The organism is Sphingomonas sp. BL2 (assembly GCF_056680015.1).
Genome location: NZ_CM155261.1, coordinates 1,754,715 through 1,773,768 on the forward strand (window position 1 = coordinate 1,754,715; position 19,054 = coordinate 1,773,768).

Consider the following 19,054-nt stretch of genomic DNA (forward strand, 5'->3'; position numbering starts at 1 on the left):
TTCAGACTCGTTCAGACCGTTCTTAACCCTTCGCTCGCTCCCCCTTCCGTTCGTGCTGAGCGAAGTCGAAGCACCCTCTCTTGGGGCACAGCCTTCGACTTCGCTCAAGGCGAACGGAAAGGGGGGCTTGGTTTGCCCAGTCCCCGTCTCAGAGTGCAGTCGGCAGCGGTCGTCCGGCAAAATGCGCATCGAGGTTCGCAACCACCAACGCCGCCATCGCCCACCGCCCATCGACGGTCGCGCTACCCTGATGCGGTGACAGGACAACCTGATCCAGCGCCTTGACCGCGTCGGGAACCGCAGGTTCGTCGGCGAACACATCGAGCCCCGCCCCGGCGATCGTCCCGTCCAGAAGTGCCGCCACCAGCGCCGGTTCGTCGACCAGACTACCCCGCGCGATGTTGATGAAAATACCGTCCTCGCCAAGCGCCGCGAGAACCCCCGCATCCACGATATGCGACGTCGCCTCGCCACCAGGCGCGGCAATGATCAGCACGTCGCACGCCGCCGCCAGCGAAGCGATGTCGGCATGAAACACGCCTTCGAAATCCGGCTTTGCGGATCGCGCCGTATAATGGAGTTCGCGCGCAAACGGCGCAGCACGCTTGGCGATGGCTCTACCGATCCGCCCCAGCCCGAAAATCCCGATCCGCCGCCCGCTAGCCGGGCGCGCGAGATCGACCTGCCACCCGCCGTCCCGCACCGCACGGTCATTCGCGACGATCCGCCGCTGCACTGCCAGCATCAGCCCGATCGCAAGGTCCGCGACGTCGTCGGTCAGCACGTCCGGCGTCGTCGTCACCGCGATGCCGCGCGCCTTGGTCGCGGCGAGGTCGATTCCGTCATAGCCGACGCCGTGGATCGCAATGATCTCCAGCGCGGGAAGGCGATCGAGCAGCGCCGCATCCACCACGCTGCTCCCGCCACCGACGATCGCGCGCGTCGTCGCCGGCGGATCCTCGCGGTGCAACGTGAAGCGCTCGGCAAGCGTCGCCTCCAACGCGCGCGAGACTCCGCCCAGCAGATACAAATCGGGGTGCGAGGTGTCGTTGGTCATCCCACACCCATAGCCGCCTTGCCCCCTTCACCGCGAGCGCGCTATCGCAGGGTGTGACCGATACAGACCGCATCCTGACTGCCGCCAAGCGCCCCGAAGACGTCGACGCCGCGCTGCGCCCGAAGACGCTCGACGAATTCGTCGGGCAGAAGGCTGCCCGCGAAAATTTGCGCATCTTCATCCAGGCGGCGAAGTCGCGTGGCGATGCGCTGGATCATGTTCTGTTCTTCGGTCCGCCGGGGCTCGGCAAGACCACGCTCGCGCAGATCGTCGCGCGCGAGATGGGCGTGGGCTTCCGTGCCACCTCGGGCCCGGTGATCGCCAAGTCGGGCGATCTCGCCGCGCTGCTGACCAATCTCGAGGATGGCGATGTGCTGTTCATCGACGAGATCCACCGGTTGCAGCCCGCGGTCGAGGAAGTGCTGTATCCCGCGATGGAGGATCGCGCGCTCGACCTGATGATCGGCGAGGGCCCGAGCGCGCGATCGGTGCGCATCGACCTCCCGCGGTTCACGCTGATCGGCGCGACGACGCGGCAGGGGTTGCTGACGACGCCGCTGCGCGATCGCTTCGGCATCCCGGTGCGGCTGCAATTCTACACGGTCGAGGAACTAGAGCGCGTCGTCACGCGAGCGGCGGGACTGCTCGGACTGGGCATCGCTAAGGACGGCGCGATGGAGATCGCGCGCCGCGCCCGCGGCACACCGCGTATCGCCGGGCGATTACTGCGAAGAGTGCGCGATTTCGCCAATGTCGCGGGGCACGAGATGGTCGACGCGCGGGCGGCGGATGCTGCGCTCAACCGGCTGGAGGTCGATTCGCTCGGGCTCGACGCGATGGACCGCCGCTATCTTATGATGATCGCCGACATCTACCGCGGTGGCCCGGTCGGCGTGGAGACGCTGGCGGCGGGTCTGAGCGAACCGCGCGACACGATCGAGGAAGTGATCGAGCCGTATCTTATCCAGCTCGGCCTGATCGCACGCACCGCTCGCGGTCGGTTCCTGAATGCAGGCGGCTGGAAACACCTGGGTCTGAATCCACCGGCCGGAAGTCAGGACGGTCTGTTCGAAACCTAGACTATTCTGCAATCCTCCCCCGCCAGGGGGAGGTGGCAGGCATCGCCTGACGGAGGGGGAGGCAGGCGAACCAGTCTGTTCCGTGTCCTCCCCCTCCGTCACCTTCGGCGCCACCTCCCCCTTGCGGGGGAGGATCGTTTAAGTTTGGTGGCAAGGAACGTCGGTCTGCTGACGCCGAGTCCTCTCTTGTAAGAATCCCCACCGCCCGATCGATCGAACTTCACCCCAACACTGCTTTTGTTGCGTGGCACCCAAGCGTTTCATCTGATAGCCAACGCGAATGCCCCTTTCGGCCGCCGCCTCCGCCCGCGAAATCCTCACCAGCCTTCACGACGTGATGGCGTCGCGCACGTCCGCGCAAGCCAAGCTGAACGCCGTCGTCGGCATCATCGCCACCGCGATCGATAGCGAAGTCTGCTCGATCTACCTATTGCGCGAGGGCGTGCTCGAACTGTTCGCGACCCGCGGCCTCGACCAGGCCGCGGTCCACGTCACCAAGCTCGCGCTCGGCGAAGGCCTGGTCGGCACGATCGCCGAGGATGTCGAGGTGCTCAACCTCGACGAAGCCGCGAGCCACCCCGATTTCGCCTACAAGCCCGAGACCGGCGAGGACCGCTTCCATAGTTTCGCGGGCGTGCCGATCATCCGTCGCGAGCGCTCCGTGGGGGTCCTGGCCGTCCAGCACACCGACCGTCGCCGATACGCGGACGTCGAGATCGAGGCGCTGCAGACGGTGGCTATGGTGCTCTCCGAACTGATCGCCAACGCGGGGCTGATCGACACGACCGGCGGCGGCGCGGATCGCCCGCAGTCGACCGCGGCGATGCGCATCCCCGGCCAGAAGCTCGTCGACGGCATGGGCGCGGGCTTCGCGGTCTATCACCAGCCGCGCATCCACATCGAGCACACCGTCGCCGAGGACACCGACGCCGAGCGCCACCGCGTCTACGCGGCGTTCGACAAGATGCGCGAAGGCATCGACCGGATGACGCGCGAAGCCGAATTCGGCGTCGGCGGCGAGCATGTCGAGGTGCTCCAGACCTACAAGATGTTCGCCTATGACGAGGGCTGGGCGCGGCGCATCAACGAAGCGATCGACTCCGGCCTCACCGCCGAAGCTGCGATCGAACGCGTCCAGCAACGCACCCGCCAGCGCATGCGCCAGATCGACGATCCCCTGCTCGCCGACCGGATGCACGATCTGGAGGATCTGTCGAACCGGCTACTGCGGATCGTCTCGGGCCAGATGGGTACCGCCGCGCAGATGGGTCTGCGCCAGGACACCATCCTCATCGCGCGCAACCTCGGCCCCGCCGAACTGCTCGAATACGACAAGCGGCGCCTGAAGGGCGTGATCTTGGAGGAGGGCTCGCTCACCGCGCACGTCACGATCGTCGCACGCGCGATGGGCGTACCAGTGCTCGGCCGTGTCCGCGACATCCGTCGGTTGGTCGCAGAGGGCGACATGCTTTTGCTCGACAGCGCGGAAAGCAACGTCTTCGCGCGGCCCTCGGCAGCGATGGAGGAAGCGTTCGAGGCGCGCCTCGCGATGCGTCAGAAGCGCAAGGCGGCGTTCGCGGCGCTGCGCGACGTGCCGCCGATCACCAAGGACGGCCACCGACTCACGCTGATGGTAAATGCGGGCCTCCGCGACGACGTCGCCGCGCTCGACGTCACTGGCGCGGATGGCATCGGCCTGTTCCGCACCGAATTCCAGTTCCTCGTCTCCGCAACGCTACCGCAGCGCGAGCGCCAGCAGCGGCTCTACCGCGAAGTGCTCGACGCGGCGGGGACACGCCCGGTGATCTTCCGCACCGTCGATATCGGCGGCGACAAGGCGCTGCCGTATCTCAACAAGGAGGATTCCGACGAGGAGAACCCGGCAATGGGCTGGCGCGCACTGCGCCTCGGCCTGGAGCGCGACGGGTTGATGAAGGTGCAGGCGCGCGCCCTTCTAGAAGCCGCCGCCGGCCGCACGCTCAACGTGATGTTCCCGATGGTCAGCGAGCCCTGGGAGTTCGACGAGGCACGCGCGCTGTTCGAGGCACAGCGGACCTGGCTGGAGGGACGCGGGCGAAAGATGCCGCTCGCGATCCGCTACGGTGCGATGCTGGAGGTGCCGGCGCTCGCCGAGATGCTCGACATCCTGCTGCCGAAGATCGAGTTTCTGTCGATCGGCACCAACGACCTCACGCAGTTCCTGTTCGCCGCCGATCGCGCCAACCCGAAGCTCGCCGAGCGCTACGACTGGCTCAGCCCGTCGATCCTCCGCTTCATCGCACGGCTGGTCGCACCGGTCCGCGACGCCTCGGTCGATCTGGCGGTCTGCGGCGAAATGGGTGGGCGTCCGCTGGAGGCGATGGCGCTGATCGGACTAGGCATCGAGCGGCTGTCGATCACCCCCGCGGCGGTCGGCCCGATCAAGGCGATGACCCGCTCGCTCGATCGCGCTGCGCTGACCGCATACATGGCAGGACTGCTGGCCAACCCGCCGCGCGACATGCGCGGTGCGCTGACCAACTGGGCGACGGAAAACGGCGTCGAAATCGTCTGATCGGCGGAAAGCTGTGGTTAAGACGTTCGGTGCGTTGACACGGCTAAGGGCCTCTGAAAGACGGGTGACATGGCGGGCAACGCTACGCGCCCGCGCTCGGAGATAAGAATGGACGAGGTCGAGACCGGCCAGAACGCAGCACCCGCTCAACCAGAGCGTGCTGGCGACATTCTCCGCAAGGCGCGCGAGGCGCAGGGCCTGACCGTCGCGGATATCGCGACGCGTACCCGCGTGCCGTTGCGGCACCTCGAAGCGATCGAAGCGTCCGATTATTCCACGCTGCCGTCCTCGACCTACGCGGTCGGGTTCAGCCGCGCCTATGCGCGCGCGATGGGCATCGACGAGGTGCAGATCGCGAACATCGTCCGAAGTGACGTCGCGAAGCTCGGCAGCAAGAAGCCCGAATACGAACCCTATGAGATGACCGATCCATCGCGCGTGCCCTCGCGCGGGCTGGCGATCGTCGCGCTGGGCATCGCGATCGCGGTGCTGGTGCTGGTCGGGCTGTGGTACGGCACCGACATGTTCCGCGGTTCGAACAACGCCTCGACCACGACGCCGATCGCAGAAACCGCGCCGAACCCCGCCGCGCAGACCGCGCAGCCGGTCCCCGCGCCGGCCACGCCCGCCAACGGGCAGGTCACGCTGACCGCCTCGGACGAGGTGTGGATGCGCGTCTACGATGCCGACAACAAGACTTTGTACCTCGGCACGATGAAGCCCGGCGAGAAGTTCGACGTGCCGAAGGATGCCAAGGATCCGAAGATCAACATCGGTCGTGCAGACAAGCTTGCGGTTACGCTCAACGGCGCCGCGGCTCCTGCGCTCGGCACGGGCGAGCGCGCGATCAAGGACGTGTCCGTAGGTGCACCGGCCATCGCCGCGCGGATCGCTGGCACGCCCGAGCCTCAGACGACGCCTGCTGCGGCCGAAGCGACGCCGACGTCGACGCGGTCGTCCGAGCGGCCGCGTACTGCAAGCCGTCCCCGCACGCCGCGTCGTGCGCTGAGCGAAACGCAGCGCGCCAACCTCGACGCAGCCGCCAACCCGCCGCCTGCCGCTACGGCAACGCCCAATCCGTAAAGCCGGCGATCATCGCCAGGGTCTTAAGGCTGGCGACAGGATGGGTAGTGCAGCTATACCCGGACGATTAACCAATCCACCGGGGGGTGTGGCCCATGCGTAAGTCAATTCTGGTCGGCGTCTGCCTTGCGGCGCTGTTGCCCGCTGCCGTACAGGCACAAAATGTCGAGGGCCGCGTCGGCAAGCTCGAAAGCGAAATGCGCGCCGTCCAGCGGAAGGTCTTCCCGGGCGGAGCGGGCCAGATGCTCCGGCCCGAAGTCCGCGCGCCACAGAGCGAGCAGGCCCCCGGGCCCGGCTCACCCGCGACCAGTGCGCTCGCCGACGTGAACCAGCGCGTCACGTCGCTCGAACAGCAGATGACCTCGCTCACCGAGCAGATCGAGCAGAACCAGAACCGCACGCGTCAGTTGCAGGATGCGTTCGACAATTACCGCCGCTCGAACGACGCGCGGATGAAGACGCTCGAGACCGGCCCCGCGCCGATCGCAACGGGGGCGGGGACTGGTGGCCCGATCGAATCCGACGATCAGTCGGGTGGGCCGTCGAGCGGCCCCTCGCGCCCGACCACGCGCCCCGAAACCGCGAGCAAGCCCGGCGCGGCGACACCGACGAAGGTCTCGGTCGAGAAGCCCTCGACCGGCGATCCGGCGGAGGACGAGTATATGTACGGCTATCGCCTCTGGGCGGCCAAGCAATACCCGCAGGCCGAGGCTCAGCTGAAGAAGGTCGTCGCCGAATACCCCAAGAGCAAGCGCGCCAGCTACGCGCAGAACCTGCTCGGCCGGTCGTACCTCGACGAGGGCAAGCCAAGCCTCGCGTCGATGGCGTTCTACGACAATTACAAGAAGATGCCCGAGGGTGAGCGCGCGCCGGACAGCCTGCTGTATCTCGGCCAGGCGTTGACCAAGCTCAACAAGCCTGCGGATGCGTGCAAGGTGTATGACGAGCTGAACGACGTCTACGGCGCCAAGATGGCGTCTGCGATGAAGGGGCAGGTTGCCGCCGGGCGCAGCGCGGCGAAGTGCAAGTAAGCGATATCTTTATGGTTAAGCGAGACCGCCTGTTCGTGCCTGCACCTCGCGAACCAGCCCCACCCCGGCGGAGGCCGGGGCCCAGTTGGAAAGGTCGCAGTAATGGATCGCAGCGCTCGATCAGCAACGTTTCTCAACTGGGCCCCGGCCTCCGCCGGGGTGGTATATTTTTTACGATGATGACGCGCCTCGCATGACCGAAGAAGGACGCCGCTTCGCCGCCGACTTCGCGCGCCTCGCCAGCGACATCACCAACCCGCTGTTCGCCGTCTCCGGCGGCCCCGACAGCATGGCGATGCTCACCCTCGCGCACGAAGCGCTCCCCCCCGGCTTCACGGTCGCCAGCATAGACCACCGCCTCCGCCCCGAAGCAGTGGAAGAGTCCGCGATGGTCGCCGCGCATTGCGCCACGCTCGGCATACCCCACGCCACGCTTGCCCCCAGCGAACCGATCACCGGTGCCAGCATTCAGGCGCAAGCCCGCACCACGCGCTACGCTCTCCTCACCGACCACGCCCGCGCGATCGGGGCAGGGGCGCTCGTCACTGGGCATCACGCCGACGACCAAGCCGAGACCTTCCTCATGCGTGCCGCCCGCGGGTCAGGCCTCGCCGGCCTGGCCGGTGTCCGCGCCCGCACCGAAGTCCACGGCGTCACGGTCGTCCGCCCCTTGCTCGACTGGCGCCGCGCCGAACTCCGCGCGATCGTCCGCCGCGCGGAGGTACCGTTCTTCGACGATCCCTCGAACCACGACGACCGCCACGATCGCACCCGCTTCCGCCGGTTGCTCGACCAGAATGAATGGCTCGGTACGCCCAACCTCGCGCGCGCCGCCGCCGCGCTTGCCGAGACCGACACCGATGTCCGCGCGATGGTCGACTGGATCTGGACCGAACGCGCCAAGGTCGGTGGCGGCGAAGTGAAGCTCGCAGTCGAGAAGTTGCCCCGCGAGATTCTCCGCCGCCTTGCCCGCCGCGCGATCGGCACGGTCCGCACCGACGCCGGCATCGTCGCGCCCGAATGGACCGAGGCCGCCAACATCGAAAGCCTGCTCGACTCGCTGATGGGCGGCAAGCGCACCACCCAAGCCGGGATCATCGCCAGCGTTCGGGGCGACATCTGGCGCTTCCGCGAGGCACCACCGCGCAGAACCGCTTAGCGCGCCCGTCCGTTCACACTGATCAACGCAAGTCGCGCGTTGTTCCATTGCCATTAACCTGCGCACGCTTATCTTGTGCGATGAAAGGTATCGTGCACCCATGAGCGACAACGACAACCGCGGTCAGAAGCCCCAGGGCCCCGGAAACGGCGGCCCCGGCAATGGCGGTCCCGAAAACGGCGGCGGCGGCAATCCTTGGATGAAAAGCCTGTTGATCTGGGTCGGCATCCTGCTCGCTCTGGCACTGTTCGTGACCATGTTCGACGGTCGCACCGCGGCGTCGGGCGGAAACACAATCGCGTATTCGGCGTTCCTCGACAAGGTCGACGAGGGTACCGTCAAGGACGTCAACATCTCGCGCGATATCATCTCGGGGACATTGTCCTCGGGCGAGAAGTTCAAGTCGTATCCCATCCCGGACTCGACGCTCGTGCCGAAGCTGCGCGAGAAGGGCGTCTCGATCAGCGCGAAGCCCGAAGAGGGCCCGTCGATGCTGGCGCTGCTCCTGTATCAGTCGCTGCCGTTCCTGCTGTTCCTCGGTATCGCGTTCTTCGTGTTGAAGCAGATGCAGAAGAACTCTGGCTCGGGCGCGATGGGTTTCGGCAAGAGCCGCGCGAAGATGCTGACGCAGAAGGAGGGCAAGGTCACCTTCCAGGATGTCGCCGGCATCGACGAGGCGCGCGAAGAGCTGGAAGAGATCGTCGAGTTCCTGAAGGATCCGACCAAGTTCGCACGTCTCGGCGGCAAGATCCCCAAGGGCGCGCTGTTGGTCGGCTCGCCTGGGACCGGCAAGACGCTGCTCGCCCGCGCGATCGCGGGTGAGGCTGGCGTGCCGTTCTTCACGATCTCGGGTTCCGATTTCGTCGAGATGTTTGTCGGCGTCGGCGCGAGCCGTGTCCGCGACATGTTCGAGCAGGCGAAGAAGTCCGCACCTTGCATCGTCTTCATCGACGAAATCGATGCTGTGGGTCGTCATCGCGGTGCCGGTCTCGGCAACGGTAACGACGAGCGCGAGCAGACGCTGAACCAGCTGCTCGTCGAGATGGACGGCTTCGAGGCGAACGAAGGCATCATCATCATCGCCGCGACCAACCGTCCCGACGTGCTCGATCCGGCGCTGCTGCGTCCGGGCCGTTTCGATCGGCAGGTCACGGTGCCGCGTCCGGATATCGAGGGTCGCATCAAGATCCTTGAAGTGCACATGAAGAAGGTGCCGCTCGCGCCCGACGTCGATGCTCGCGTCATCGCACGCGGAACGCCTGGGTTCTCCGGTGCCGATCTCGCCAACCTCGTCAACGAGGCGGCGCTGCATGCCGCGCGCAAGGGCAAGCGCTTGGTGGCGATGGCCGAGTTTGAGGAGGCCAAGGACAAGGTCATGATGGGCGCAGAGCGCCGCAGCATGGTCATGACCGACGACGAGAAGCGGATGACTGCGTATCACGAGGCCGGCCATGCCGTCGTCGCGATGCATGAGGCTGCGTCGGATCCGATCCACAAGGCGACGATCATTCCGCGCGGTCGTGCGCTGGGCATGGTCATGCGCCTGCCCGAGCGCGACTCGTACAGCTATCACCGCGACAAGATGTACGCGAACCTCGCGGTCTCGATGGGCGGACGCGTCGCCGAGGAAGTCATCTTCGGCTACGACAAGGTGTCGAGCGGCGCCTCGGGCGACATCCAGTACGCCACGGGTCTGGCACGCGACATGGTCACGCGTTGGGGCATGTCGGACAAGGTTGGACCGCTGGAATACGGGGAGCCCGAGGGCGAGTCGTTCCTCGGCTACTCGTCGAGCCGTCCGTCGCGCATGTCGAACCAGACCGCGCAGTTGATCGACGACGAGATCAAGCGGATCGTCGAAGGTGGTCTCGACCGCGCCAAGCAGGTGCTGAGTGATCACGTCGACCAGCTTCACACCGTGGCCGGCGCGTTGCTCGAGTTCGAGACGCTGACCGGTGACGAGATCAAGAAGCTGATCGCGGGCGAGGATCTCGATCGTCCGGATCCGGGTGCGAAGGCATCGACCGTCCCGCGTGCGGGTACGTCGATCCCCAAGACCCGCCGTCCGTCGGGACCTTTCGGGACGCCAACCCCTTTGGGGGCGTGATCCGGTTCACCGGACAGTCACTTAAGTAGCTCTATGGGCGGTCTTTTCTCGGAAAGGCCGCCCATGTCGTATTCGCGTTCCAAGGCTGTAGTCGCAGCGCTACTGATGGTCGGCGCGGCAATGCCGGCAAGCGCGGCGATGACCGTCGGCACCTTCCTGGCCCGAGCCAACGCGTTGCGTGACCAGGGCCCGATGGCGCTGATGTCGCCCGACCTTCCCGCCCTGAAGGCCGAAGCCAAGGCGGCGACCAATCAGTTGAAGGCGGAACGCGCCGCCCGCGCCGCCGCCGGCAAACCACCGATCGCCTGCGTTCCGGAAGGTGAGTCGGTCGGGATCATGGACATGCTCGATGGCCTCAACGAACTCCCCGCCAGCTACCAGAAACGCCCCCTCAAGGACGGCTACGCCCGCGTTCTGGCGAACCTCTACCCCTGCCGCTGAAGATGTTCGGAGTCGTGGGGAAGTTAAGGATGTCGAGGGTGTCCTCTTTCTCCCGTTCGTCCTGAGCGAAGTCGAAGGACATACCCCGCGCGAAGGTGCTTCGCCTTCGCTCGGCACGAACGGGAGTTGGCAGGACCCGCTTAATAACAATCAGTCCGTCAGCCCATGCAGTAACAGCAGCACGATAAACGCCAGCAAAACCGTGAACGCGAACGTTAACAGCGCCACCGTTCGCCAAGCCGCCGACCACTTCCGCAACTCATAAGCCCCACGAAGCTGCGCGAACATATGGACTGGCGGCACGCACATCGCGGCCATCACGATCCAGCCCTCCGCGACGCCGATCACGCCCGCGATGATCAACACGATTGTCAGCAGCATCATAAACGCCAGCGAATAGGTCACGAAGATCGCGTGGTTGTAGAGGTGATGTCGGCGTCGCCAGAGGAAAAGAAGCGCCATGAACGGCACGGATAACGGAATCAGGCCCCAGCTGTATTTATACGCGCTGGTCTGCAGCTTGTAGAACATCAGTCCCGGATTGCCGTTCGCCTTGGCGATCCCGTGGTCGAGCCGTTCCCAGCCAGTTTTGAAATCGCCCAGGTCGACCAGCGAACCATTGGCGCCGCCATTTTGCATATCGGCCGCGACCCCGAGTGCGCGGACAGTGGTGCGCAGCGCGCTCGCCTGCCGATCGAGCGTGGCAAGCTGTTCTCCCGAATATTTGGCGGGCGCACGCTTCGCAACCTCCTGCTGCGCCTCGACTTTATTCAGTGCGAGGCGAGCTCTGGCGGCCTCGCGCGCATAGTCGGACGTCTTGCCGGTACGCTCGTCCCGGATGAAGTCCTTCGTCATTTCCCCGCCGACCGCGCCGATCGTCGCGAACATCAGGAAGACGGTGAACAGGAACAAAGCGAGCGGCGACACGAACCGCGCCCGCTCGCCATTGACGTACCGCCGCGTGAGCGCACCCGGGTGGAGCACCAGCAGCGGCAAGGTCCGCCATATCTTGCCTTCGAAATGGAAAACCCCATGAGCAATCTCATGCCCAATCCCGCCGAGCGAGCGGTGGACATGCGCCGATTGGCCGCAAGCATGGCAGTGCTCGCCCAACAACCGCGTCCCGCAGTTGAGGCACAGCGCACCGTCCGTACCATGACTTGTATGCGCGCCGTGCGCTTCGCCCGCGCTCGGTTCGAACGCGCGCCCGACGACTGTCCCCGTGGCGATATCCGCCGCTGCCCCAATATCCCCAGTCATGCGTCCCCCTGCAATATCGGCAGCGTAACGAGTTCGCGACGTTGGCGCGAGAGGCTTCGCATGGTACCGCGTTGACCATGGCCGACGCAGAAAATCCGACCGAAATGATCGCCGAAATGGGCGCACGCGCGCGCTCTGCCGCGCTGGTGCTAGCAGCGATGCCGCCGGCGCTTAAAGCCGCGGCGCTTGCATTGGCGGCGGAGTCGATCCGGGCGGCATCTGCTGAGATCGTTGCGGCGAACGTTGAGGACATGACGCGCGCGAGCGAGGCCGGTCTGTCGGGTGCGCTGCTCGATCGGTTGCGGCTTGATGAAGCGCGTGTAGCGGCGATGGCTGACGGTGTCGCGGCCGTGGCAGCGCTGGCGGATCCGGTTGGGCAGGTGATCGACGCCAGCGAGCGTCCGAACGGCCTGAAGCTCTCACGCGTCCGTGTGCCGATTGGCGTCATCGGCATCATCTACGAGAGCCGCCCCAACGTTACGGCGGATGCCGCAGCGCTATGCGTGATGGCCGGCAACGCGGCGATCCTGCGCGGTGGGTCTGAAGCCGTGAAGAGCAATCGCGCGATCCACGCGCCACTGGTCGCCGGGCTGAAGGCGGGCGGTATGCCCGTCGACGCGGTCCAGCTCGTGCCGACCACCGATCGCGCGGCGGTCGGCGCGATGCTGAAGGCTGACGGGGTGATCGACCTGATCATCCCCCGCGGCGGCAAGAGTCTCGTCGCGCGCGTTCAGGCCGAAGCGCGCGTGCCCGTCCTCGCGCATCTCGACGGCATCAACCATGTCTTCGTGCATGCGTCGGCCGATGCCGCGATGGCGAGGGTTGTCGTCGTCGATGCGAAGATGCGCCGCACGGGCGTCTGCGGGTCCATGGAGACCCTGCTGATCGACCGCGATTATGCGGACGCGGCCAACCTAATCCGAAGTCTCGCTGCAATGGGCTGCGAAGTACGCGGCGATGCTGGCGCGCACGCCATTGTTCCAGAGATCGCTGCCGCCGCTGCAATCGACTGGGACACGGAATATCTCGACGCGATCGCCTCGGTCGCGATCGTCGACGGACTCGAAGGCGCGGTAGCGCATATTGCCCGCCACGGCTCGCACCACACCGATGCGATCGTCGCCGAAGACGCCGCCGTCGCCGAGCGTTTTCTGACCTCAGTCGACAGCGCGATCGTTCTCTGGAACGCGTCTACCCAGTTCGCCGATGGCGGCGAGTTCGGCCTCGGCGCGGAGATCGGCATCGCCACTGGTCGCCTCCACGCCCGCGGCCCGGTCGCGCTCGAAGGCCTCACCACCTACAAATGGATCGGCCGCGGCACCGGCCAGGTGCGCGGTTGATAAAGCACGGTCAGAGGCATATCCTCGCCGCATGACGGAAGGTGCTTCGCTTACCCTGGATCTCGACACGGCTTCGCTGGCTTCGCTAAAGGCCGCGGCGGCTTGGCGCGATATGACGGTCGATGCGTATGTGAAGTCGGTCGTCAAGACCGCCACGCAAATGGATATCGAGCTCGCAGCCTTCGTGCAGGAAGGTATCGACGATATCGATGCCGGTCGTTCCTACACGCAGGAACAGGTCGAAGCGTGGTTCGAGGCGCGTCACCGCGACATAGCGGCCGAGTGAGGCGTGCGATCTGGTCCGCGTCGGCGCTCGCGGATCTCGGTGAAGTCGATCGGTATCGAGAGTATTCGGCGGATCATGCCCGCCGCGTCGGCGGCATGGCAGTCGCTGCGGTACGTCTGTTGGCTGACAACCCGTATCTGGGGCCAATCGCTAACGGCGATCTCAGGAAATGGTCGATCCGTGGAACGGAGTATCTGATACTTTACCGTCCGATAGCGAACGGCGTCGACGTGGTTCGCCTAATGCACGTCAAGCAAGACCGGCGCTTCGAGCCTTGACCCACGTCGGTATCCTCGGCGGGTCGTTCAATCCCGCCCACCGTGGCCACCGCGGTATCACGCTCGCAGCGATCGACGCGCTCGCGCTCGACGAGGCGTGGTGGCTGGTATCTCCCGGCAACCCGCTCAAGGACGCGGCGAACGACATGGCGCCGCTCGCCGCGCGTCTCGCCTCGGCGCGGCGGATGGCTTGCCGCGCACCGATCCGCGCGACCGACATCGAGGCGCGGCTGCACACTCGCTACACGCTCGACACGATCCGCAAGCTCAAGCGGCGCTACCCGAAAATCCGCTTCATCTGGCTGATGGGGGCGGACAATCTCGCCGACTTCCACCGCTGGAAGAACTGGCGCCAGATCGCCCGCGAGGTTCCGATTGCGGTAATCGCGCGTCCGGGATATGACGGGCGCGCCCTCGCGGCCCCCGCGATGTGTTGGCTGCGGCGCTTCCAACGGCGCACAGACCATGCGAAGAGCTGGACGACGTGGAGATTGCCGGCCCTCGTGCTGTTGCGCTTCCGACCCGACCCGACCTCCGCAACCGGCCTGCGTGCCGAAAATCCCGACTGGGCTCAGCACGTTGCTGGCTCGGTAGTCTTACCCAGGAGCTGACTTGGCCACTTCCCCTACTGCCCCTCGCGCGACCGACCCCGAAGAGGTTGAGGCGCTGCATCGCCTGATCCTCGCGTCGCTCGACGACGACCAGGCGGTCGAGACCATCTCGATCCCGCTCGCGGGCAAGACCAGCATCGCCGACTATATGGTGATCGCCAGCGGTCGTTCGACCCGTCAGGTCGCCTCGATGGCACAGAAGCTGGCCGAGCGGATCAAGGCCGAGTTCAAGCGCCCGGTGAAGATCGAAGGTCTGCCGACCGCAGACTGGGTCCTGATTGATGCGACCGACGTCATTGTCCACCTGTTCCGCCCCGAAGTCCGCAGCTTCTACAATCTGGAGCGGATGTGGGCATTCGGCGACGCACCGGCGCCACCGCCCGTGCCGACCTTCACCGACGAAGACTAAACTGACTTCGAGGCGGCGGTGCTGCTCCACATCGTCGCCCGCGGTCGGATCGGGCGCTCGCCCGAGGCCGACCTCGTTGACCGCTATCTGAAGAGGATCGTCTGGCCGACCAAGGTTAGCGAGCTCCCCGACACCGGCGGTAAGATTCCGCTCGTCGGCGAGCAGACCAAGCGCATCCTGCTGGATGAGAAGGGCGAAACGCTGTCGTCTACGCAGTTCGCGCAGAAGCTCGAACGATGGCGCGACGACGGCGTCCGCGAGGCGCGGTTCATGATCGGCGCGGCCGACGGCTTCGACGACGCGGCACGCGACGAGGCGGACCTGCTGTTCTCGTTCGGCCGCGCGACATGGCCGCATCTGCTCGCCCGCGCGATGCTTGCCGAACAGCTCTTCCGCGCCACCAGCATCCTTGCCAACCACCCCTATCACCGCGAAGGGTGATGCATGAGGGCAGGGGGCGTCTTGGCGATCGCGGCGCTGTTCGCGGCGGCGGGGGTAGCCGCACAGACTGACGCGCCCGAACTGGCGACCGAGCAGCAACGCCTCGTTGCGGCGAAGCGCGACGCCGCGCTCGCCGCCGCCCGCGCCGCCAAACTCGCCGCCGCGGCCACTCAGGAACGCAATGCCGCCGACAAGGCGCGCCGCGAGGAGCAGGCTTTAGCCGCCCGCGTGACGGCTGCCGGAGCGAACCTCGCCACCGCCAGCGCCCGCGTGACGCTCGTCGAGCGCCTGCTGTCCGATCAGCGCGCCAAGCTCGGCCGCGCGCAAGCGCCCGTCGCACGCCTGCTCGCCGCGCTGGAATCGCTCGCCCGCCGCCCGACTATCGTCGCAGTTGCGCAGCCGGGATCGGTCGATGACCTTGTCCATGTCCGCGCGGTCCTCGGCAGCGCCTTGCCCGTCGTCCGCCAGCGCACCGAAGCCGTCCGCACCGAACTCGCCGAAACACGTCGCCTGCAAGCCAGCGCCACGCTTGCCGCCAAGGCGCTTTCCGACGGCCGCGCGCGCCTGGAGAACGATCGCATCGCGCTGGCCACCTTGGAGGCGCGTCATCGCAAGCGCAGCCAGTCGCTCGGCCGCGGCGCGCTCAGCGAGTCCGACCGCGCGCTGGCGCTCGGCGAACGCGCGCGCGATCTGGTCGACGGGATGGCCGCCACCACCAACGCCAAGGCGACCGCAGCCAGCCTGATCGCGCTCGCCGGTCCGATCCCCCGCCCGATCGCGCCCGGCACCACGCCCCCGGCGCCACCGAGCGGCGTGTACCGCATGCCGGTAGCGGGCAGGCTCGTCACCGGTTTCGACGAAGTCTCGGACGCGGGAGTCCGATCGCGCGGCCTGACCTTCGCCACCGCTCCCAGTGCGCGCGTCGTCGCGCCTGCTACAGGGACGATCCACTACGCCCGCCGCTTTCGCGACTACGGGGTTATCGTCATCGTCGACCACGCCGATGGTTGGACCAGCCTCGTCACCGGCCTCGCGGCAACCTCCGCAAAGCCCGGCGACCGTGTCACGATGGGCGCCCCGCTCGGCACCGCCCCCCGCCAAGACCCGCGCATCACCGTCGAACTCCGCCGCCGGGGTCGCCCGGTTGATGTCGCCGCGTTGATAGGATCGCGCTGATCGGCTGATAGAACGGGCGGCCATGCTTCGATCCTCCTCCGCCAGGGGGAGGTGGCTGCCCCTTGCCAGACGGAGGGGAGGAAGGGGCAGCCGCTGTTCCGTGTCCTCCCCCTCCGTCACCTTCGGCGACACCTCCCCCTTGCGGGGGAGGATCGAAAGCGCCCCCCCAGTCAGCCACCATTAACCCCGGCCTCGCTTTGCTCCGCGCGTTGCCGCCAGCGTTCCGCTACGCTACGCCGTCACGACCGTACGACACGTCTTTTCTCAGGTTGCAGGACCATCGATGCTTCGTCCTATACTGCGTACCCCGTTCCTTGCCGTGACCGCCATCGTCGGCGCGCTGACGCTGATCCCATTGGCCACCTCGGCGATGGCGGCAGTCGACACCGACACGTACCGCGAGTTCGACCAGTTCCTCGACGTCTTCAACCGCGTGAAGGCGGAATATGTCGACAAGGTCGATGATAAGACGCTGATCAAAGGCGCGATCCAGGGCATGCTCGCCAGCCTCGATCCGCACAGCTCGTACGTCGACGCGCTCGACTACGAGAATCTCCGGATCATGACCGAGGGCAATTACGGCGGCCTGGGCCTCACGGTCCAGATGGAGGACGGCGCGATCAAGGTTGTCGCTCCGCAGGAGGATTCCCCCGCTGCCCGCGCCGGCGTTAAATCCGGCGACTACATCACGCATATCGACGGCAAGCTGATCTATGGCGATTCGCTCGACGAGGCAGTCGGCAAGATGCGCGGCAAGCCTGGCAGCAAGATCACGCTCGGCCTCGTCCGCCCCGGCCGCGACAAGCCGCTCGAGGTGACGATGATGCGCGAGATCATCGTCCAGAAGCCGGTGAAATGGGAAGTTCGCGGCGACGTCGGCTATATCAACATCAACACCTTCAGCGAGAACACCGGCGCCGATACCCGCGCGGCGATCATGGCGATCGACAAGTCGCTCGGCCACCGCCCGCTCGGCTATGTCGTCGACCTCCGCGAGAATGGCGGCGGACTGCTGACCCAGGCGATCGAGGTGAGCGACGCGTTCCTCGATCATGGCGAGATCGTCTCGCAGCGCGGCCGCGAGAAGACCGATATCGAGCGTTATTATGCCAAGCCCGGTGACGACGCGCACGGCCTGCCGGTCGTCGTCCTCACCGATCCCGGCACCGCGTCTGCCTCCGAGATCGTCGCCGGCGCGCTCCAGGATCATCACCGCGCGCTGATCATGGGCGAGCGCACCTTCGGCAAGGGCTCGGTCCAGACCGTGCTCCAGCTTGGCCCCGAGACCGCGCTGCGTCTTACCACCGCGCGCTACTTCACGCCGTCAGGCCGGTCGGTGCAAGAGGGCGGGATCGAGCCCGACATCAAGGTGCCGCAGCTCACCGATCCCGACTACAAGTCGCGCCCGGTGTTCCGCGAGGCCGATCTGCGCAAGCATCTGATCAACGAGGTGAAGGCCGACAACGCGGTGCTTGAGGAGGATACCAAGACCGATCCGCGCTTCTCGCAGACGCCCGACCAGTTGAAGAAACAGGGGATCGACGACTTCCAGCTCTATTACGCGCTGAAGACTGTCGCGCGCCTCGGTGGGGCAACGCAGGTCGCCGCCGCGACCAAGCCGCGCCCGATCAAGCCTGATCCCACTGACACCACTAAGGCGCCCACCAAGTGAGTGTGCGTCGCGGGTTGGGCATGACCAAGAACGAAGAGATCGCGCGCGCCATCGCACTGTTGCTGCCGGCGTTCCTGCTGCTCGGCGCGCTCGGTTCGCAATATCTCGGCGGGCTGTACCCGTGCGAAATGTGCCATTGGCAGCGCTGGCCGCATTATTCCGCGGTGCTGATCGCGGGCGCGACGTTCTTCGTCCCCGGCCGGTCGCTGCGCGCGTCGCTGGTTATCATCGCGGGGTTGCTGATCGGGCTCAGCGGGTTGATCGGCGTCGCGCATGCGGGCGTCGAATATCATTGGTGGAACGGCTTCACCGCCTGCACCACGACCGTCTCGATGGCCGGCACGACCGCCGCCGAGCGCCTCGCTGCGATCATGAACGCGCCGATGGTGCGCTGTGATTCGCCGCAGTGGAAGCTACTCGGTATTTCGCTCGCCGGCTTCAACGCCATCTTTTCCCTGGTCGGTGCGTTCACCATATTCGCACTCATGAGGAAGACGAGATGAGCGGCTGGAAGCCAGGAGACGCCAAGCGGGCGACGGACTCAATGATCCGGGTCGACCAGGCCGGCGAGTACGGCGCGATCCGCATTTATGCGGGTCAGTTGGCCGTGCTTGGCGACCGCCACCCGGCGTCGCGCTCGATCCATCACATGGCGCAGCAGGAGGAACGCCACCGCGCTTTCTTCGACAAGATGATCGTTGATCGCCGCGTGCGGCCGACCGTGCTGCAGCCGATTTGGAAAGTTGCTGGCTTCGCGCTTGGCGCGGTGACCGCGGCGATCAGCCCGCGCGCGGCGATGGCGTGCACGGCGGCGGTCGAGACCGAGATCGACAAGCATTACGAGGAACAGCTCGTTCAGCTTGGCGCCAGCGACCCAGAGCTATCGGCAGCCATTCTCGATTTCCAGGCCGAGGAACTCGAGCACAAGGCGACCGCGATCGCTGCGGGGGCGGAAGAGACGCCGGGCTATCCGGTATTGAGTGCTGCGATCCGGCTCGGCTGCAAGGTTGCGATCGCGACCGCCAAGCGGATCTGAGATGCGGCCGATACAATGAGATACGGCCAGTGAC

The 19,054-nt window shown here is 66.3% G+C and carries 19 protein-coding genes; 17 read left to right on the forward strand and 2 right to left on the reverse strand.

What is annotated here, in order from left to right:
- Positions 1-148 precede the first annotated feature (148 nt).
- Entirely contained in the window at positions 149-1,057 is a 909-nt protein-coding gene (locus AC1ME3_RS08125; protein WP_480955571.1) for a 2-hydroxyacid dehydrogenase, read from the reverse strand.
- A 53-nt stretch (positions 1,058-1,110) separates the two neighbouring features.
- On the opposite strand from AC1ME3_RS08125, the gene ruvB reads away from it, so the two are divergent.
- From ruvB to AC1ME3_RS08160, 7 genes are all read left to right on the forward strand, one after another.
- Complete coding sequence (ruvB, locus tag AC1ME3_RS08130; RefSeq protein ID WP_480955572.1) at positions 1,111-2,136, forward strand: Holliday junction branch migration DNA helicase RuvB; 1,026 nt, start codon at positions 1,111-1,113, stop codon at positions 2,134-2,136.
- 280 nt (positions 2,137-2,416) lie between these two features.
- Positions 2,417-4,690, forward strand: coding sequence for a phosphoenolpyruvate--protein phosphotransferase (gene ptsP, locus AC1ME3_RS08135; protein ID WP_480955573.1), 2,274 nt, complete (start codon positions 2,417-2,419; stop codon positions 4,688-4,690).
- Positions 4,691-4,759: 69 nt separating this feature from the next.
- Positions 4,760-5,773 carry a helix-turn-helix domain-containing protein gene (locus AC1ME3_RS08140; protein ID WP_480955574.1) on the forward strand — a complete coding sequence of 338 codons (1,014 nt, stop codon included), beginning with the start codon at positions 4,760-4,762 and terminating at the stop codon, positions 5,771-5,773.
- 95 nt (positions 5,774-5,868) lie between these two features.
- Entirely contained in the window at positions 5,869-6,804 is a 936-nt protein-coding gene (locus AC1ME3_RS08145; RefSeq protein WP_480955575.1) for a tetratricopeptide repeat protein, read from the forward strand.
- Positions 6,805-6,997: 193 nt separating this feature from the next.
- Complete coding sequence (gene tilS, locus AC1ME3_RS08150; protein ID WP_480955576.1) at positions 6,998-7,963, forward strand: tRNA lysidine(34) synthetase TilS; 966 nt, start codon at positions 6,998-7,000, stop codon at positions 7,961-7,963.
- Positions 7,964-8,162: 199 nt separating this feature from the next.
- Entirely contained in the window at positions 8,163-10,070 is a 1,908-nt protein-coding gene (ftsH, locus tag AC1ME3_RS08155; protein WP_243644099.1) for an ATP-dependent zinc metalloprotease FtsH, read from the forward strand.
- Between the two features lie 63 nt (positions 10,071-10,133).
- Complete coding sequence (locus AC1ME3_RS08160; protein WP_235518258.1) at positions 10,134-10,511, forward strand: hypothetical protein; 378 nt, start codon at positions 10,134-10,136, stop codon at positions 10,509-10,511.
- Between the two features lie 150 nt (positions 10,512-10,661).
- Here the strand turns inward: AC1ME3_RS08160 and AC1ME3_RS08165 are convergent, their stop codons facing one another.
- Positions 10,662-11,771, reverse strand: a complete 1,110-nt coding sequence (locus AC1ME3_RS08165; RefSeq protein WP_480955577.1) for a DUF3667 domain-containing protein — start codon at positions 11,769-11,771, stop codon at positions 10,662-10,664.
- Between the two features lie 77 nt (positions 11,772-11,848).
- On the opposite strand from AC1ME3_RS08165, the gene AC1ME3_RS08170 reads away from it, so the two are divergent.
- From AC1ME3_RS08170 to AC1ME3_RS08215, 10 genes are all read left to right on the forward strand, one after another.
- Positions 11,849-13,111 (forward strand): glutamate-5-semialdehyde dehydrogenase, encoded by a 1,263-nt coding sequence (locus AC1ME3_RS08170; protein WP_480955578.1) that lies wholly within the window; start codon positions 11,849-11,851, stop codon positions 13,109-13,111.
- A 31-nt stretch (positions 13,112-13,142) separates the two neighbouring features.
- The gene (locus AC1ME3_RS08175; RefSeq protein WP_480955579.1) at positions 13,143-13,397 is read left to right on the forward strand and encodes a hypothetical protein; all 255 of its coding nucleotides are present in this window, start codon (positions 13,143-13,145) and stop codon (positions 13,395-13,397) included.
- Positions 13,394-13,675: a type II toxin-antitoxin system RelE/ParE family toxin gene (locus AC1ME3_RS08180; RefSeq protein ID WP_480955580.1), complete on the forward strand. Its 282-nt coding sequence runs from the start codon at positions 13,394-13,396 to the stop codon at positions 13,673-13,675. The genes AC1ME3_RS08175 and AC1ME3_RS08180 overlap by 4 nt, the downstream gene beginning before the upstream one ends.
- Entirely contained in the window at positions 13,672-14,286 is a 615-nt protein-coding gene (locus tag AC1ME3_RS08185; RefSeq protein WP_480955581.1) for a nicotinate-nucleotide adenylyltransferase, read from the forward strand. Before AC1ME3_RS08180 ends, AC1ME3_RS08185 begins: the two co-directional genes overlap by 4 nt.
- Before the next feature lies 1 nt (position 14,287).
- Positions 14,288-14,695, forward strand: a complete 408-nt coding sequence (gene rsfS / locus AC1ME3_RS08190; protein WP_056061225.1) for a ribosome silencing factor — start codon at positions 14,288-14,290, stop codon at positions 14,693-14,695.
- An 18-nt stretch (positions 14,696-14,713) separates the two neighbouring features.
- Positions 14,714-15,136 carry a 23S rRNA (pseudouridine(1915)-N(3))-methyltransferase RlmH gene (locus tag AC1ME3_RS08195; protein ID WP_060526522.1) on the forward strand — a complete coding sequence of 141 codons (423 nt, stop codon included), beginning with the start codon at positions 14,714-14,716 and terminating at the stop codon, positions 15,134-15,136.
- Between the two features lie 3 nt (positions 15,137-15,139).
- The gene (locus AC1ME3_RS08200) at positions 15,140-16,312 is read left to right on the forward strand and encodes a murein hydrolase activator EnvC family protein (protein ID WP_480955582.1); all 1,173 of its coding nucleotides are present in this window, start codon (positions 15,140-15,142) and stop codon (positions 16,310-16,312) included.
- A gap of 283 nt (positions 16,313-16,595) precedes the next feature.
- Positions 16,596-17,984 (forward strand): S41 family peptidase, encoded by a 1,389-nt coding sequence (locus AC1ME3_RS08205; protein WP_480955583.1) that lies wholly within the window; start codon positions 16,596-16,598, stop codon positions 17,982-17,984.
- Positions 17,985-18,004: 20 nt separating this feature from the next.
- Complete coding sequence (locus AC1ME3_RS08210; protein ID WP_120299750.1) at positions 18,005-18,487, forward strand: disulfide bond formation protein B; 483 nt, start codon at positions 18,005-18,007, stop codon at positions 18,485-18,487.
- Complete coding sequence (locus AC1ME3_RS08215) at positions 18,484-19,020, forward strand: demethoxyubiquinone hydroxylase family protein (protein ID WP_056051676.1); 537 nt, start codon at positions 18,484-18,486, stop codon at positions 19,018-19,020. Before AC1ME3_RS08210 ends, AC1ME3_RS08215 begins: the two co-directional genes overlap by 4 nt.
- The last annotated feature ends 34 nt before the right edge of the window (positions 19,021-19,054 follow it).